The 16,139-nt window shown below is 64.7% G+C and carries 16 protein-coding genes and 1 pseudogene; 8 read left to right on the plus strand and 9 right to left on the minus strand.

What is annotated here, in order from left to right; genetic code table 11:
* Positions 1-21 precede the first annotated feature (21 nt).
* The 4 genes from AWB74_RS15505 to AWB74_RS15520 all read right to left on the minus strand — a co-directional run bounded on the left by AWB74_RS15505 (position 22) and on the right by AWB74_RS15520 (position 3,502).
* Positions 22-1,068, minus strand: a complete 1,047-nt coding sequence (locus AWB74_RS15505) for a Gfo/Idh/MocA family protein (protein ID WP_061147627.1) — start codon at positions 1,066-1,068, stop codon at positions 22-24.
* Positions 1,069-1,138: 70 nt separating this feature from the next.
* Positions 1,139-1,360 carry a hypothetical protein gene (locus AWB74_RS15510; RefSeq protein ID WP_061147628.1) on the minus strand — a complete coding sequence of 74 codons (222 nt, stop codon included), beginning with the start codon at positions 1,358-1,360 and terminating at the stop codon, positions 1,139-1,141.
* 103 nt (positions 1,361-1,463) lie between these two features.
* Positions 1,464-2,843 carry an ATP-binding protein gene (locus AWB74_RS15515; RefSeq protein WP_061147629.1) on the minus strand — a complete coding sequence of 460 codons (1,380 nt, stop codon included), beginning with the start codon at positions 2,841-2,843 and terminating at the stop codon, positions 1,464-1,466.
* Entirely contained in the window at positions 2,840-3,502 is a 663-nt protein-coding gene (locus tag AWB74_RS15520) for a response regulator (protein WP_061147630.1), read from the minus strand. The genes AWB74_RS15515 and AWB74_RS15520 overlap by 4 nt, the downstream gene beginning before the upstream one ends.
* Positions 3,503-3,698: 196 nt before the next feature.
* Here AWB74_RS15520 and AWB74_RS15525 point away from each other — a divergent pair, with 196 nt between their 5' ends.
* The 7 genes and pseudogenes from AWB74_RS15525 (at position 3,699) to AWB74_RS15550 (ending at position 9,078) form a co-directional block, all read left to right on the plus strand.
* Complete coding sequence (locus AWB74_RS15525; protein WP_143749238.1) at positions 3,699-4,085, plus strand: hypothetical protein; 387 nt, start codon at positions 3,699-3,701, stop codon at positions 4,083-4,085.
* 158 nt (positions 4,086-4,243) lie between these two features.
* A complete protein-coding gene (gene hpnI / locus AWB74_RS15530; protein ID WP_061147632.1) occupies positions 4,244-5,446 on the plus strand; it encodes a bacteriohopanetetrol glucosamine biosynthesis glycosyltransferase HpnI in 1,203 nt (400 codons plus the stop codon).
* Positions 5,447-5,468: 22 nt separating this feature from the next.
* Positions 5,469-6,011, plus strand: a pseudogene (locus AWB74_RS15535) (hopanoid biosynthesis associated radical SAM protein HpnJ); the annotation flags it as partial.
* Between the two features lie 5 nt (positions 6,012-6,016).
* A complete protein-coding gene (locus AWB74_RS47270) occupies positions 6,017-6,166 on the plus strand; it encodes a hypothetical protein (RefSeq protein ID WP_160110258.1) in 150 nt (49 codons plus the stop codon).
* Positions 6,167-6,170: 4 nt separating this feature from the next.
* Positions 6,171-7,007 carry a hopanoid biosynthesis-associated protein HpnK gene (gene hpnK / locus AWB74_RS15540; protein ID WP_061147633.1) on the plus strand — a complete coding sequence of 279 codons (837 nt, stop codon included), beginning with the start codon at positions 6,171-6,173 and terminating at the stop codon, positions 7,005-7,007.
* On the plus strand, positions 7,004-7,999 hold the full coding sequence (locus tag AWB74_RS15545) for a lysylphosphatidylglycerol synthase domain-containing protein (protein WP_061147634.1): 996 nt from the start codon (positions 7,004-7,006) through the stop codon (positions 7,997-7,999). The genes hpnK and AWB74_RS15545 overlap by 4 nt, the downstream gene beginning before the upstream one ends.
* Before the next feature lie 98 nt (positions 8,000-8,097).
* Positions 8,098-9,078, plus strand: coding sequence for a bifunctional helix-turn-helix transcriptional regulator/GNAT family N-acetyltransferase (locus tag AWB74_RS15550; RefSeq protein WP_061147635.1), 981 nt, complete (start codon positions 8,098-8,100; stop codon positions 9,076-9,078).
* A gap of 1 nt (position 9,079) precedes the next feature.
* Here AWB74_RS15550 and AWB74_RS15555 read toward each other — a convergent pair whose 3' ends face one another.
* The 4 genes from AWB74_RS15555 to AWB74_RS15570 all read right to left on the minus strand — a co-directional run bounded on the left by AWB74_RS15555 (position 9,080) and on the right by AWB74_RS15570 (position 14,390).
* Positions 9,080-10,003 (minus strand): dihydrodipicolinate synthase family protein, encoded by a 924-nt coding sequence (locus AWB74_RS15555; RefSeq protein WP_200821975.1) that lies wholly within the window; start codon positions 10,001-10,003, stop codon positions 9,080-9,082.
* A 13-nt stretch (positions 10,004-10,016) separates the two neighbouring features.
* A complete protein-coding gene (locus AWB74_RS15560) occupies positions 10,017-11,729 on the minus strand; it encodes an IlvD/Edd family dehydratase (RefSeq protein ID WP_061147636.1) in 1,713 nt (570 codons plus the stop codon).
* A gap of 145 nt (positions 11,730-11,874) precedes the next feature.
* Entirely contained in the window at positions 11,875-13,191 is a 1,317-nt protein-coding gene (locus AWB74_RS15565; RefSeq protein ID WP_061147637.1) for an MFS transporter, read from the minus strand.
* 17 nt (positions 13,192-13,208) lie between these two features.
* On the minus strand, positions 13,209-14,390 hold the full coding sequence (locus AWB74_RS15570) for a M20 aminoacylase family protein (RefSeq protein WP_061147638.1): 1,182 nt from the start codon (positions 14,388-14,390) through the stop codon (positions 13,209-13,211).
* Positions 14,391-14,524: 134 nt separating this feature from the next.
* On the opposite strand from AWB74_RS15570, the gene AWB74_RS15575 reads away from it, so the two are divergent.
* A complete protein-coding gene (locus tag AWB74_RS15575) occupies positions 14,525-15,427 on the plus strand; it encodes a LysR substrate-binding domain-containing protein (protein WP_061147723.1) in 903 nt (300 codons plus the stop codon).
* Positions 15,428-15,468: 41 nt separating this feature from the next.
* On the opposite strand, the gene AWB74_RS15580 is transcribed toward AWB74_RS15575, so the two are convergent.
* Positions 15,469-15,987: a hypothetical protein gene (locus AWB74_RS15580; protein WP_061147724.1), complete on the minus strand. Its 519-nt coding sequence runs from the start codon at positions 15,985-15,987 to the stop codon at positions 15,469-15,471.
* Positions 15,988-16,139 lie beyond the last annotated feature (152 nt).

Here is a 16,139-nt window from a genome sequence, read left to right on the forward strand (position 1 = left end):
CGCGTGAATCGCCCGCGAAAATCAGAGCGTCACGGGCTTTTCGCTGCGCGCGCTCTTGATGATCGCCGCAAGCGTCGCGGCGTTGTCGAGGCTCACTTGCGCGTAGTACTCGATCGCGGCGGCATCGTTTGCCGCGATCATGCGCGCGAAGCTTTCCGCCGCGAAGAAGAAGCCGCTGCCCGCGTCCGATGCGACCGGCTCGAACGGCACCGAATTCGGAATGCCGCGCCGCACGCGCAACTGGCTCGGCAGATAGCCGTATTGATCGCCGGCAGTCTCCGCGCTCGTGTGATTCAGGTACTCGGTATCGATCGTGCCCTGCGTACCGATGATCGTCGCATGACGATGATTCGCCGCGTCCATCGAGCACGAGACTTGCGCGCGGCGGCCATCGGCATAAATGAGCGTCGCCATGAGGCTGATATCGACGTTGCTGTCGGCCCAGGTCGCGACCGCATCGACGCGTTGCGGTGCCCGTCCCATCACGAGGCGAATGAGGCTCAGCGGATAGCTGCCCGCATCGAGCAGCGCGCCGCCGCCGAGCTCCGGCTTCATGCGGATATTCGCGCCGGGATTGCCCACCGTGAAACCGAAGTTGGCCTGAATCGCGCGCACATCGCCGATCGCGCCCTCGCCGATCAGCGACATCATCGCGGCCGTCTGCGGCTGGAAGTAATACGGGAACGCTTCGAGCAGCATCACGTCATTGCGGTCGGCGGCTTCGAACATGCGCACGGCTTCATCGAGACCGAGCGCAAGCGGCTTTTCGCACAGGATGTGCTTGCCGTGATTCGCGGCCTTGATCGCCCATTCGGCATGCAGGCTGTTGGGCAGCGGAATGTAGACGGCGTCGATGTCGGGAGAAGCGAGCAGCGCGTCATAGCTGCCGAACCAGGATTCGATGCCGTTCGCTTCGGCGAACGCTTTCGCGCTTTCGTCGCTGCGGCTCGCAACCGCGACGACACGCACCGTTTCGCTCGGCCTGACGTCGCGCGTGAATTGTTTTGCGATGTTCGCGCCGCCGAGAATGCCGAGGCGCAGAACGGAAGAGGCTTGAGTGGAAGACAAGGCGGCTCCTTGAATTTTGTACCAAACGGTTCACTCACGAAAGGTACCACAATCGCGCGCCTTCCGGTTTTCAGTGCACGCACGAATCCGGACGAGGCTTCGTGCCGCGCTGTTCGACGGGCACGTTGCAATTGTCTACCCGTTGTTCGTCGCTGGCCTTGTCGCCGAGACGTTCCTTCAAGGTCTTCGGCTCCGATGCGGCGGACGAAGTGGCATCGGGCGCGGCGGCATCCACGGCATGCGCGGCGCCGGTCCACACGAGGCAAGCACAGATCAGAACGAGCTTCTTCATGACAGGCCCGGCAGCAAGGATCGAAACAGCAAGCATCGCCGCGTGCGAAAGGCGCGACGCCCCGCTTCTTGCGCTTTCATTTGCGCTTTCATTGCGCTTTGATTCACGCATGCATTCCGCTGACGATATCGCTCGCGCGCGCCGATGACGTCACCGCGCGCAAGCCGCGCACCGATACGCTGAGCCCGCTCGCGCCGTCGCGGTTCTTCACGTCGAGCGTCGCGTGATGCCGTTGCGCGACGCGATGCGCGATGGCGAGTCCGAGCCCGCTGCCGTGCCCCGACGTGCCGCTGCAACGATAGAACCGGTCGCACACGCGGTCTATCTCGCTCTCGGGAATGCCCGATCCGGAATCGAGCACCGTCAGCGCGATGCCTTGCGCTTCGCGCCGCAACGTCACGTCGACGCGGCCGCCGATCGGCGTATGGCGCACCGCGTTGTCGAGCAGATTGTTCACGAGCGCGGCGAGCGCGTGCGTGTCGCCCATGATGACGAACGCGTCGCCGTCGCTCTGCGCGTGCTCGAGTTCGAGACCGAGATCGATCTTCCTGGCCTCCGCCAGCAACGAGAAATCGCCGACGCGCGATTCGCAGAGCGCGCGCAGGCTCATCGGCGCGATGGCCGCTTCGGGCGCGGCGTCTTCGCGCGCCATGCTGAGCAGTTGTTGCGCGAGATGGATGAGCCGGTTCAGGCGGCCATCGATCTTCGCGATCGTCGCGTGTTCGACCTGCAGCGAGCCGTCGCTGATCGCGCTCTGGATCTGCAGCTTCAGCGCGGTGAGCGGCGTGCGCAACTCGTGCGCCGCATCCGCGACGAAGGTTCTTTGCGCCTGCGAGGCCTCGTTCAGGCGCGCAAGCAGGCCGTTCAGCGCGTCGACGAGCGGGCGCAGTTCGTCCGGCATCGGCTTCGCCAATGCAATGGGCTCGAGCGATTCAGGCGAGCGCGTGGCGAGCGAATGCGACAGCTCGCGCACCGGCGACAGCCCGCGCGCGACGACGACGAGCACGATCACGACGATCACCGGAATGAGCAGCGCGAATGGCCAGATCGTGCGCAGCGCGAGTGTGACGACGAGCTCGTCGCGAATGAAGTACGGCTGCGCCACCTGCACGAAGCGGTCCGGCTGCGCGACGCCGAACGCGCGCCAGCGATAGCCTTCGCGTTCAGCCGACCGAAAGCCTTCGCCGAAGCGCGGCAACGCCGGTTCGTGCGGCGAGTGATAGATGAGGCGGCCCGAGCGGTCCCATATGTCGATGACGAGCCGGTCGTCCGCGATGCCATGCAACTCGGGACTGCGTCCCTGAGCGACATCGTCGGCGGTGATGTTGTGCGGCAGCGAGAGCGCGACGGTGCGCAGTTCGTAGTCGAAGAGCTCGCCCGCCTCGATCCGCACGGTGTTGAAAATGCCGAAGCCCGCGACGAGACATGCGATGCCAAGCCCGCAGATCAGCCAGCCGAGCAGCCATCGTCGGATCGACGTCATCCGATCCTCTTCAGGCGATAACCGACGCCGCGCACCGTCACGATTTCCTCCGCGCCAATCTTGCGCCGCAGGCTGTGCACGTGGACTTCGATCGCGTTGCTGCCGACCTCCTCGCCCCAGCCGTACAGCTTTTCTTCGAGCTCGTGGCGGCGAAACACGCGCGACGGTTCTTCGATCAACGCCTGCAGCAGCGAGAATTCGCGCGGCACGAGATTGAGCGCCACGCCGCCCTTGCTGGCTTCGTGCGCGGCGGGATCGAGCGCCAGTTCGCCATGCGTGTACACCGGATGCTTGTGCCCCGTGCGCCGTCGCAGGAGCGCGCGCACGCGGGCGGCAAGCTCGTCGAGATCGAAAGGCTTCATCAGATAGTCGTCCGCGCCGGTATCGAGGCCGCGAATGCGGTCATCGATGCCATCGCGCGCGGTCAGAATCATCACGGGTGCGTCACCGCCCTGCTTGCGATAGTTCGCGAGCACGTCGATGCCGTCGCGCTTCGGCAGCGTCAGGTCCAGCAGCACGAGGTCGTACACGTCGTTGCCGAGCGAAAGCTCCGCGGCCCGGCCGTCCTGCGCCCAGTCGACGGTGTAACCCGCGCGGCGCAGCGCGGCCAGCACGCTCTCCGCGATCATCTCGTCGTCCTCCACCAGTAACAGGCGCATGCACTTTCTCCGCTCGAACACCTCGCCGCCGATTCTCCGTCTCGCATGCTTAAGCGCCACTTAAGCAATGCGTGCGGCCGCACACTGTGTCCCCGTTATCGACGGCGCGCGCTCGTGGCTTAAGCATCGCATAAGGAGGGACCACGCACTATACGACGACGCGCCGGTTCGTGGCGGCGCAGTAACGGAGATGCCGATGCGACCATCCACGCTCGTTTGCCTGCGCGCGAATGCCGTGCTGATTGCGTTGTGCGTCGCCGCGTCGGATGCGGCATGGCTCGCCGTCTGCGGCTGCGCGGGCCATGTGCAGGCGCTCCAAACCACCGCGATACGGCTCGCGACGCTGACGAGCGCGGCGGGCATCGTGCTCGTCGTGCGTCGTCTCGCGAGGCTCGCATTCGACACGGCCCGCTCGGCGCGGCGCATCGCCTGGGCATCGGACAGACTGGTGATCGACGGAACAGGGCCGGGCGACTGGCTCGTGCAGCTTCATGCGGAACTGCATCCGGCCGGCTCCCGGCACAGCGCGCATGCGTGTTCCCGCAGCGCGGCGTGCAGCAGAGTGCCACGCGGTCGGGCGTGACTCGGAACTCGCCCGATCCCTTTTCGCCCGGCCTCGAGCCGGGCTTCTTTTTTGTGCGTCGCCTTACATTTCCCTGTGCGCGACGGTCTCCGGCGATAAGCGTTTCTTAAGCGTCGCGGCCGCAGGCTGCGGGTTCATCATGCCTACGCGACTCGCTCATGACCGCACAATCGATTCCGCTCGTGTTGTGGCTCCTGATCGCGCTGTGCTGCGCTGCGACGTGTCACGCCGCGCTGGCCGCGCTGGTGTATCCGGGCCCGCGTGCCGCATCGGGCGCGCGGCGTCACGTCGACGTGTGCGGCTCCGTCAGTGTGCTCAAACCGTTGTGCGGCGACGAGCCGCGCCTTTACTCGAATCTCGAGACGTTCTGCACGCAGACGCATCCGTCGTATCAACTGCTGTTCGGCGTGGCGAGCCCAACCGATCCGGCCATCAACATCGTGCGGCGTCTCGCTCGCGCGTGGCCTCAGCGCGATATCGAACTCGTGGTCCACGGCAGTGTGCACGGCAGCAATCGAAAGGTATGCAATCTGATCAGTCTCGCCGCGCGCGCGAAGCACGAGCTCATCGTGATTGCGGACAGCGATATCGCCGTCGAGCCGGACTATCTCGTGCGCGTGACGGCCCCGCTCGCCGATGCGTCCGTCGGCATCGTCACGTGTCCGTATCGCGCGCGGCGCGTGGGCGGCTTCTGGTCGCGCATCGGCGCGCTTTTCATCGACGAATGGTTCGCGCCTTCCGTGCATGTGGCGCACGCGCTCGGTCGCGCGCGCTTCGGCTTCGGCGCAACGCTCGCACTCAGGCGCGACGCGCTCGCGAGAAGCGGCGGCTTCGAGGCGCTGCGCGATTGCCTCGCCGACGACTACTGGCTCGCAGAACGCGTGCACGCGCTCGGCTTGCGCACGGTGCTGTCCGATGTCGTCGTCGCAACCGATGTGACCGAGCGCGATCTCGCGTCGCTGTGGCATCGCGAAACGCGCTGGCTGCGCACGATCCGCTCGATCGAGCCGATCGGCTTCGCGTTCCTCTGCCTCGGCTTCACCACGCCGTGGCTGCTGACGAGCGCATTGCTCGGACTCGGCTTCGAGCACGGCATGGACCCGGCACAATCCATCGCCGATACGATCGTCGATCTGAGCACGTCGCTCGGCCTTTCCGCGCGGCTCGTGCTGCACTGGCGCAGCGCGCGCTCGTGGCGCGCTTTCTTGCGCGACCTGCCGCTCATTCCGTTGCGCGACATGCTGATGTGGCTGCAATGGCTCGCCGCTTCGTTCGGCTCGAGCGTCGTGTGGCGCGGCGCGCGCATTCCGCTCGACGATGCGCGCGACCGCTACGACGCCAACGCCTCCGATAGTCAATGACGCACTCACCGGACTACGCATCATGAAGCACACGCTCTTGTTGCAGGGGCCGTCCTTCGACGGCGGCGCCGGTTCGCGCTATCAGGCGAAGCGCGAGATCCGCTCGTTCTGGTATCCGACGTGGCTCGCACAACCCGCCGCGCTCATTGCCGATAGCCGCCTGCTCGACGCCCCCGCCGATGGCCTGTCCGTCGACGCGGCGCTCGATATCGCCGCGCAATACGAGCTCGTGATCATCCATACGAGCACGCCTTCGTTTCCGTCCGCTGCGTTCTGCGCCGAGAAGCTGAAAACACGCGCGCCGTCGATCCTGATCGGCATGGTCGGCGCGAAAGTGGCCGTCGATCCGCACACCTCGCTCATCGCAAGCGATGCAATCGATTTCGTGTGCCGTGAGGAATTCGATTTCACGTGCAAGGAGATTGCCGAGGGCCGCGCGTTCGCCTCCATTCGCGGCTTGAGCTATCGCTTGCCCGATGGCTCGATCGAGCACAATGAAGCGCGTCCGATCCTCGAAAACATGGACGAGCTGCCGTTCGTCGCGCCGGTCTACAAGCGCGATCTGAACACGTGAAGAACTACTTCTATAAACGCTTCTATTTCCGTCCGTCGAAGATATGGGAAATCGTGCGCGAGATGCTTACGAGTTGGGAAATGATGACGCGGCGTCTGCGCGAAGGCGTCGAGTTCTTCCGCGTCCTGCGCGCACACGAGGCGTGATGCGGTGCGCGGTCTGATCGTCACCGCCGATGACTTCGGCCTGCACGAGCGCGTGAATGCGGCGGTCGCGCGCGCGTATCGCGATGGCGTGCTCACGTGCGCGAGCCTGATGGTCGGTGCGAGCGCCGCCCACGATGCCGTGAAGATCGCGCGCAAATTGCCGGACTTGCGCGTCGGGCTGCATATCGTGCTGACCGATGGCGCCGCGTCGCTGCCGCGCTGGTCGATACCCGATCTCGTCGATTCGCGCGGCAATTTCGCAGGCTCGATGTTCTGGAACGGCATGCGCTTTCATTTCCTGCAACGCGTGCGGCGTCAGCTCGCCATCGAGATCCACGCGCAGTTCAGGGCGTTTGCCGCGACCGGGCTGGAACTCGATCACGTCAACGTGCACAAGCATTTTCATCTGCATCCGACCGTGCTTGCGCTGATCCTCGATATCGGTCCGCAGTTCGGCATGCGCGCGATGCGGTTGCCGCGCGAGATGCACGGCTCGTTCTTCCTTGCGCCGTGGGTCGCGTGGATGAGGCGGCGGCTCGATCGCGCGGGCATCGCGTACAACGACCGCGTCGCGGGCATCTCGGCGACGGGCCGCATGGACGAAACCGCGCTGCTCGCTCTACTGGCCGACGCGCCGGAAGGCGTGCTCGAAATCTACAGCCATCCCGCGACGGAAGGCCCCGGACCTTTGACGCCGTCCATGCGCGGCTATCGGCACGCCGACGAGCTCGCCGCATTGTGCTCACCGCGCGTGGCGCGCGCCATCGAATCGACGGGCGCGATGCACGGCGGCTTCGCGGATATCTTCGGGCACGCGCGCACGCCGGAGCCGGTCACGTGAGCGTTTTCCTCGGGCGCATCGCGTGGCTGCGCTGGCCCGCGTCCATCGCGCTGCTGGTTGCGCTCGCGCTGCACGAAGGCATCGCGGACGCGTTCTCGCTCATCGCGCGCACGGGTCCGGTGCTCCTGTGGCTGGTGCCGCTGCACGCGCTTCCTCTGCTGCTCGATGCACGCGCATGGCAGCTTCTTCTCGATGAACGCATCGGCCTGTCCGCGCTATGGTGGATCGCTGCGGTGCGCGAAGCGATCGGGCGGCTGCTGCCCGTGCTCGGCATCGGCGGTGAGCTCGCAGGCATCCGGCTCGCCACGCGCTATCTGCCGGACGTGAGCCGCGTCAGCGCATCGGTAATCGTCGAACTGCTCGTGACGATCGCCGTGCAATATCTGCTCGCCATGCTCGGCCTCGTGCTGCTGCGCTTTCATGCGAACGATGCGCGTGACATCGGCAACGTGATCGCCGTGGCGCTGGTTGCGTCGCTGCCGGTTTGCGTCGCCGCGTTCGTCGTCGCGCACAAGGGCGCGCCGTTTCATCGTCTCGAAGCGCTCGCGCGGCGCTGGCTCGATCCCGCGCACGCACTCGCTGCACGGCTCGACGGCAAGCGGCTCGATCGCGATATCCGCGCGTTGTTGCAGCGCATGCCGTTGCTCGCGAGAGCCTTGGCGTGGCAGTTCGCCGGATACGTGCTCGGCGCAGCCGAGGTTTTCGTAGCGCTCGACATGCTCGGGCATCCGGTGTCGATCGCCGGCGCCATCGCTATCGAGGCGTTGACGCAAGCCGTGCGCAACGCGGTATTCATCGCGCCCGCCGGCCTCGGCGTGCAAGAAGCGACGATCGTCGCGATCGCGTCGGCATTCGGCGTCGATCGGCAAGCGGCGCTCTCGTTCGCCTTGCTGCGGCGCGTGCGCGAATTCGTGTGGGGCGGCATCGCGCTCGCGCTGCTGCGCATGATGGATGCGAAACGCGACGGCGATTTGGTACGCGATCGGGGCTAAAGGTGAGAGTTTTCGGGAGCATCGTTTTCCTTGCGAAAGTTGCAGTCCGCAACTAATATCGAACGATGTAGTTGCGCCTCGCAACCAATGGAAACCTCATGGACTTCATCGATCCGCCCGTTCAATCCCGCGACAAAACCATCCTCGAACTACGCGAGTTTTCGCGCAAGCTCGTGCGCGAGCTGGGCTTCATGCGCAACACGCTCGCGGATAGCGGCCTCGCGCCTTCGGCGGTGCACGCGATCATCGAGATCGGCGCGACGCCCGGCATTCAGGCCCGCGATATCGCCGCGACTCTGCGGCTCGACAAGTCGAACGCGAGCCGCCAGATCGCGCGGCTGGAAGCGGCGGGCCTTATCACGCGCCAGACATCGAGTGAAGACGCGCGCTCGTCCGAGCTCTATCTCACATCGGCGGGGCAAAAGCTGCGCAGGAAGATCGACAAGTTCGCGACCGATCAGGTCTCCGACGCGCTGCGGCGCATGGTTCCCGAAGATCAGCAAACGCTCGTGCGCTCGCTCGCGCTGTACGCCGATGCGCTCGCGCATGGCCACGATCACGCACGCGAGAAGCCGCGCGCCGCGCAGACCGGGAGCGTGCGCATCGTCGAAGCTTATCGGCCGGGATGCATCGGCGATATCGCGAGTCTGCACGCGCGTTTCTATGCGCATCACGCGGGCTTCGGCGTCTTCTTCGAACGCAAGGTCGCGACGGAACTGGCCGCGTTCGCCGAAGGCTTGCCCGCGCAAGGCAAGGCGTTGTGGCTCGTGATGGAAGGCGAGCGCACGCTCGGCTCGCTCGCGATAGACGGCGACATGGCGACGCGCGTCGCGCATCTGCGCTGGTTCATCATCGACGATGCGTTGCGCGGCAGCGGTATGGGCAAACAATTGATGGCACGCGCGATGGACTTCGTCGACGCGCACTACGACGAGACCTACCTCTGGACCTTCAAGAGCCTCGACGCCGCGCGTCACTTGTACGAATCGTTCGGCTTCGCATTGACCGATGAAGCCGAAGGCAGGCAATGGGGCAAGCCGGTGACCGAGCAGCGCTTCACGCGCCGCCCGGTGCGATGAATCATCGGCGCAGTACGCGCGATGTCGGCCCGAGATATTGCGCGAAACGCCGCGCGCATTCGATGCCGAACTGCGTCGGACGCGCGCCGCGATCGTGCGCGACATCGAAGCCCATGCGCCACGCCGCGATGCGCTTGCCGTAACAGGTGAGCGTTTCCAGGGACTGCATCACGAAGACGATTTCCGGCAGCACGTCCGCATACAGCGATTGAGCGTCGTGCTCGTGTCCTTCGGCAAAGGCGTCATGGATGGCAACCTGACGATCGTACGCATCCGGCGCGACGATAAGACCATCGCAGCCCGCGCGCAAGTTATCGACGAGTTCCTGACCGCCGCGTCCATTGAACACCGCGAGCGTCTGTTCGAGCGCGCGAAGGCGTTCGATGGTCGCGCGTATCGTCACGGCAGGGCCTTCGCCCTTCAGCAAGCGGAAGTTGGGCCGTTCGGCGGCGAGCGCGGCGATCGATTCCACCGACAAACCCACGCCAAGATATTCAGGCGCGTTCTGTATGCCCGCGTTCGCGCCGGTCCGTTCGAGCACCGTGGCGAAGAAGTCGTAGTAGAAGGCCTCGGGCTCGCCGCGCTTCGAAGGCGGCTGAAGAATCAGCCACGACGCGCCGCGTTCCAGCGCATAGTCTGCGAGCGCGACTTGAGCATCGACACTGTCGCCCGTGATGGTGACGGCGAGCGGCACGCGGTTCGCGATATGCGCGGCGCAATCGTCGATCATCGTGCGCTTTTCTTCTTCCGACAAGCGATTCACTTCCGTCGCAAGCCCGAGCGTGACGATGGCAGGCGCGCCCGCCGCGATGGTCGCGTCGATCTGCTTGCGCGTGGCGTCGCTGTCGAGGCGGTTCAGCGCGTCGAAGAAAGCGTAGAGAACCGGCCACATGCCCGGCGGCGGCGCCTGATGATGGTTCGTCATGAATCGCCTCCGGTCAATGCGAGTCGCGCGGCACCGGCGCGCCGCTCGATCCGACGAGGAAGTCGAGATCCGCGCCCTGATCCGCCTGCAACACGTGCTCGACATACAGGCGGTAGTAGCCGCGCTTCGGCAACTCCGGCGCCTGCCACGCGGCGCGGCGTCGTTCGAGTTCCTCGTCCGATACGTCGAGATGCAGGCGCCGCGCCTCGACATCGAGCTCGATCATGTCGCCCGTTTGCACGAGCGCGAGCGGACCGCCCGCCGCCGCTTCAGGCGATACATGCAGCACGACCGCGCCATACGCCGTGCCGCTCATGCGGCCATCGGAGATGCGGACCATGTCCGTGATGCCCTTTTGCAGCACCTTCTTCGGCAGCGGCATGTTGCCGACTTCGGCGAAACCCGGATAGCCTTTCGGCCCCGCGCCCTTCAACACCATGATGCAGTGCTCGTCGATATCAAGCGAATCGTCATCGACCTTCGCATGCAATTCCTCGACGTTTTCGAACACGACCGCGCGCCCGCGATGCTTCAATAGCGACGCCGTCGCCGCCGATGGCTTGATCACCGCCCCGTTCGGCGCGAGATTGCCCTTCAGCACCGCGATGCCCGCATGCGGCTTGAACGGCTTCGCAAACGTGGTGATGACCTTTTCGTCGTAGTTCGGCGCTTCGCTCACGTTGTCCCAGATCGTGCGGCCGTTCACCGTGAGCGCATCGCGATGCAGCAGGCCTTGCTCGCCAAGCTGGCGCAACACCGCAGGCAAGCCGCCTGCATAATAGAAGTCTTCCATCAGGTACTCGCCCGATGGCTGAAGGTTCACGAGGCACGGCACGCTGCTGCCGAGCTCCCAGTCTTCGAGCGTCAGTTCCACGCCGATGCGCTTCGCGAGCGCGATCAGATGCACGACCGCATTCGTCGATCCACCGATGGCCGCGTTCGTGCGAATCGCGTTTTCGAAAGCCTCACGCGTGAGGATCTTGTCCATCGTGACATCGTCTTTGACCATGTCGACGATACGCCGCCCCGCCATATGCGCAAGCACCTGGCGACGCGCATCGACGGCGGGAATCGCTGCGTTTTGCGGCATGCCCATGCCCAGCGACTCGACCATCGAGGCCATCGTGGAGGCGGTGCCCATCGTCATGCAATGTCCGCGCGAGCGGTTCATGCACGATTCGGCTTCGACGAATTCTTCCTGCGTCATCGTGCCCGCGCGCACTTCCTCCGACATCTGCCATACGCCCGTGCCCGAGCCGAGCGTGCCGCCGCGAAAGCGCCCGTTCAACATCGCACCGCCCGAGACGGCGAGCGCGGGCAGATTGCACGACGCCGCGCCCATCAGCAACGCGGGCGTGGTCTTGTCGCAGCCGACGAGAAGAATGACGCCATCGATAGGATTGCCGCGTATCGACTCTTCGACATCCATCGACGCGAGATTGCGAAACAGCATGGCCGTGGGCCGCAGATTGGATTCACCGAGCGACATCACCGGGAATTCAAGCGGCAGACCGCCCGCCTCGCGCACGCCGCGCTTCACGTATTCCGCGAGCTCGCGAAAATGTGCGTTGCACGGCGTGAGTTCAGACCATGTGTTGCAGATGCCGATGACCGGACGGCCATCGAAATTATCGTGAGGAATGCCCTGGTTTTTCATCCACGAACGGTGAATGAAGGCGTCTTTGTCTTTACCGCCGAACCAGCTTTGAGAACGGAGCTTGCGCATGAATGTCCCCTTTTTGATGTGCGTTTGTCATAGTGTGGGATCCAGAAGAAAAGGCCGCACGGGGCGGCCTTTGTCGTTCCCGGATTTGTCGAGTTATACACCTCGCTCATCGATCCGGTGCGCTTTCCATCGCAAGATTTGACGATCAGTCGAGTGTTTCCCTCGATCGTTCGCGCATGCACGCCACAGCGATCACCGACAGCGTGCCGCAGCCGATCACATACCATGCGGGCGCCATCACGCTCTTCGTGATGACGATGAGCGACGTCACGAAGAACTGCGCGAAGCCGCCGAAAATTGCGACGCCCAGACTGTAGACGATGGCCGCGCCGGTCGCACGCACCGAACGCGGGAACAGCTCGCCGAGCATCGCGCCCGTCGGTCCGACGTTGAGCGAATGCACGATCGACAACGCCGTGACGACCGCGAGCAGCGTCGACGTGGTCGGCGATTGGTTCAGCAGCGCGAACGCCGGCCAGATCGCGAGCATGAGCAGGATGCGCGTCGTCTGCGCGAGCCGGTTGCGGCCGATGCGATCCGACAAATAACCGCCGATCGGCGCGACGATGAAGAGAATCGCGCCCGACACGCAGCCCGAAAGCATCGCGGTCCAGTTCGGCAGGCCGAGTTGCTTCACGCCGTAAATCGACAGATAAAACACGATGATGAAATGCGCCGACGTGCCTCCGATGGTAAGGCCCAGTCCGTTGAGCACGGCGCGGCCATGTTCGCGCAGGACCGTGACGAGCGGCATCTTCGGCGCTTTCGGTTGTGCCTCGACAGTTTCGCGCGGCGCTTCCTCCATCGTGCGGCGCAACCACCAGCCGACCGGCACGATCGCGGTGCCGATGATGAACGGCACGCGCCATCCCCAGCTTTCGAGTTGCGCCGATGTCAGCGATGCCGTGAGCGCGACGCCCGTCAGCGCACCCGCGAGCGCCGACAGGCCCTGGCTCGCGAACTGCCACGATGCGTAGAGGCCGCGCCGGTTCGAAGGCGCTTGTTCGAGCAGCAGTGTCGTCGATGCGCCCACTTCGCCGCCCGCCGAAAAGCCCTGAATCAGCCGCGCGATCACGAGAATGATCGGCGCAGCGATGCCCGCCTGCGTGTAGGTCGGCGCGACGGCGATCATCGCGGTGCCGAGCGCCATCAGGCCGAGCGTGAGCAGCATCGCCTTCTTGCGGCCGGCGCGGTCGGCGTACATGCCGATCAGCAAACCGCCCACGGGACGCGTGAAGAACCCGACGCCGAAGCTCGCCACCGCGAGCAGCAACTGGCCGACCGGATCGTTCACCGGAAAAAACAGCTTGCCGATAATGAGCGCAAAGAACGCATAGACCGTGAAGTCATAGAACTCGAGCGCGTTGCCGACTGCCGCCGCCATCACCAGCCGCGTGCGCGCTGCACGGCTCGTCTGCGTCGATGCATTCGCCGGCGCGCTGGCGAAAGTGGGTGCGTTCATGGTGTGCTCCGAAGGAATCAGTCGGCGAGCCAGGCTTCGGCCAGGCGCACCCAGTAGCTCGCACCGATTGCGAGGATGTCGTCGTTGAAGTCGTAGCCGGGGTTGTGGACCATGCAGCCGCCTTTCGAGCCGACGCCGTTGCCGATCCACGCATACGTGCCCGGGCACGCTTCGAGCATGAACGCGAAGTCTTCGCTGCCCATCAACGGCTTTGCGGCCGGATCGACGCGTTGCGCGCCGAGCATCTTCACGGCGACATCGGTGGCGAAGGTCGTGGGTTCGGCGTGATTCACGAGCACCGGATAGCCGAGTTCGTAATCGATCTCGGCCGTGCAGCCGTAAGCGAGCGCCTGTGCGTTCGCGAGCGCGGTGATCCGTTCCTGCAGAAGTGCGCGCACACCCGCGTCGAGCGCGCGCACGGAGAGCTTCATCAGCGCGGTTTCGGGAATCACGTTGCACGCCTCGCCCGCCTGCACGCTGCCGACCGTGACGACCGCGGGCTTCTGCGCATCCACTTCGCGCGCGACGATGCTGTTGAGACCGAGCATGATCGATGCAACCGCGGGCATCGGATCGCGTGCGACGTGCGGCATCGCACCGTGACCGCCGACGCCGCGCACCGTGATGTTCACGCGGTCCGACGACGCCATGCCCGGCCCCGGCGTGAAGAACATGTCGCCCGCGGGCAAGCCGGGCATGTTGTGCAGGCCGAACACGGCATCGCACGGGAATTTGTCGAAGAGCCCGTCTTCGATCATTGCGCGCGCGCCCGCCTCGCCTTCCTCGGCGGGCTGAAAGATCACGATGAGCGTGCCCGAGAACTGCCGGCTTTCCGCGAGATAACGCGCGGCGCACAGCAGCATGGCGGTGTGGCCGTCGTGGCCGCATGCGTGCATCGTGCGGGCGTGCTGGCTCGCATACGGCAGGCCGGTGGTTTCTTCGATCGGCAACGCGTCCATGTCCGCGCGCAGGCCGATGCGCTTGCCGCCCTCGCCCGCCTTCAGCACGCCGACGACGCCGGTCTTGCCGAGCCCGCAATGCACTTCGTAGCCCCACTGCGCGAGCGATTCCGCGACGAGAGCGCTGGTTTGCGTTTCTTCGAACGCCATTTCGGGATGGGCGTGAATGCGTCGCCGGACATCGACGAATTCTGACGCGATAGCCGCGATGCCTGGGATGACGGGCTCGACTGACAGCATGTGACACTCCTTGCTCGATGCAGTTTTCAACGTGTTCCAAGCATATAAAGCCTAAAAGCAAACCAAAAGACTGTAAATTTGCTCCGTGATGACTGATGGTTGTCGGGCATAACCCTAAGGTGTCGCTGATGAGCATGAAATACCACCAGCTCCGCGCGTTTCTCACGACCGCCGAGCAAGGCAGCATCCGCGCGGCCGCGCGCAGCCTGCACCTTTCGCAAGCCGCGCTCACGAAAGCGATCAAGGAACTGGAGCAGGATCTCGGCGTGCCGCTCGTCTTGCGCACCGCGCGCGGCGTGCAGCTGACCGCGTTCGGGCAGCAGTTGCGCGTGCGTGCGCATCTGATCGTGAGCGAGATGCGCCGCGCCGAGGACGACATCGCGCAGATGAAAGGCACGGGCGCGGGAAGCGTGAGTGCGGCTGTCACACCGACTGCGGCGCTGTCGATCCTGCCGCAGGCGTACCGCGCGTTCCGCCGGCAGATGCCGAATGCGCGCGTGAGTTTCATCGAAGGCTTTCCGGGCGTCGCGATGCCGCGTCTGAGGGATGGTTCGCTCGATTTCGTCGTCGCGGTGGTCGTGCCCGAGCATCTCGCGCCGGAATTCGATCACATCGAGCTGTATCAAAGCCGCTCGGCGATCGTCGGGCGCGCGGATCATCCGTTGCGGCACTGCACGTCGCTCGCGGAGCTGTCGGATGCGGAGTGGCTGTTGAATCCGTCGCCGGAAAGCTCGACGCGGGCGCTGCTCGATTCGTATGCGGAGCGCGGCTTGATGGTGCCGGGTCGCGTGATCGAGTGTCCGAGCTTCATCATCGCGCACGGATTGTTGCGCGGGTCGGATGCGTTGGCTGCAATGCCGGCCGCGCTGCTCGAGCATCCATGGGTCAGCGACGGGCTCGCGATCTTTCCTATCGCCGATCCGTTGCCTGCCGTGTCGGTTCGTGTCGTGACGCGGCGGGATAGTCCGTTGACGCCCGCCGCCAGCCTGTTGCTCGAGTGCTTGCAGCACGCGGCGCGTTCATTCGACACACCATGAACTGAAGTGTCAGTGCGACCGGTGAGAATATTCAGGATCGCTTAAAATTTCACTTTGAGCATGAAGCCGAGCGTGAACGGCAGATCACTAGAAGGTATCGGCGGAATCAGGATGATGTTCGCGCCCACACGCTTGTAATCGAGCATGATGAGCGGCGCGGCCACGGGCCCGACCGTATGGTTATGACCGATGCCGTAACTGCCGTAGTCGTAGCCTGAAATGAGGCCGGCCATCACGGCGAGCCTGATGTGATTCCAGTGCAGGAAGTCCGGTCCCCAGACGCCGCCGCCATAAAAGGAAGGCTTCGACAACGAGTTGCGGAAGTAGCCGCCCGTGACCGCCCATTGCGGCGCGACCCAGCATTCCAGTCCGATGCCGGGATTAAATTGTTCGAAATCCTTGTCAGGATGAAAGTGGTGCGAGGCGATCATCGCATCGACCCAAAGGCCGTCGCCGCACCATTCCGCGTGCGCGGCAGGCGCCCATGCCGAAGCGACCAGGACGACAGCCGTCAGAAAGCGAGCGCGGAAGTGTCGGAAAGGAAGCAGCCATGTGCGCATGTTTTCTCCGCCATCGCACGTATCCAATGGCGCCTTATTTTTGAGATGTTGGTTCGAGGCGAACTCTACCTGATCGCGCTATTTTCGGGGGAGCGGGCGAAAAGCGCGTGACGATCCGCGCACGTTTGCTCGTTCTCGGCGAAACTTGTCGG

The organism is Caballeronia arvi, from assembly GCF_001544695.2.
In the GTDB taxonomy this organism is placed as follows: Bacteria; Pseudomonadota; Gammaproteobacteria; order Burkholderiales; family Burkholderiaceae; genus Caballeronia; species Caballeronia arvi.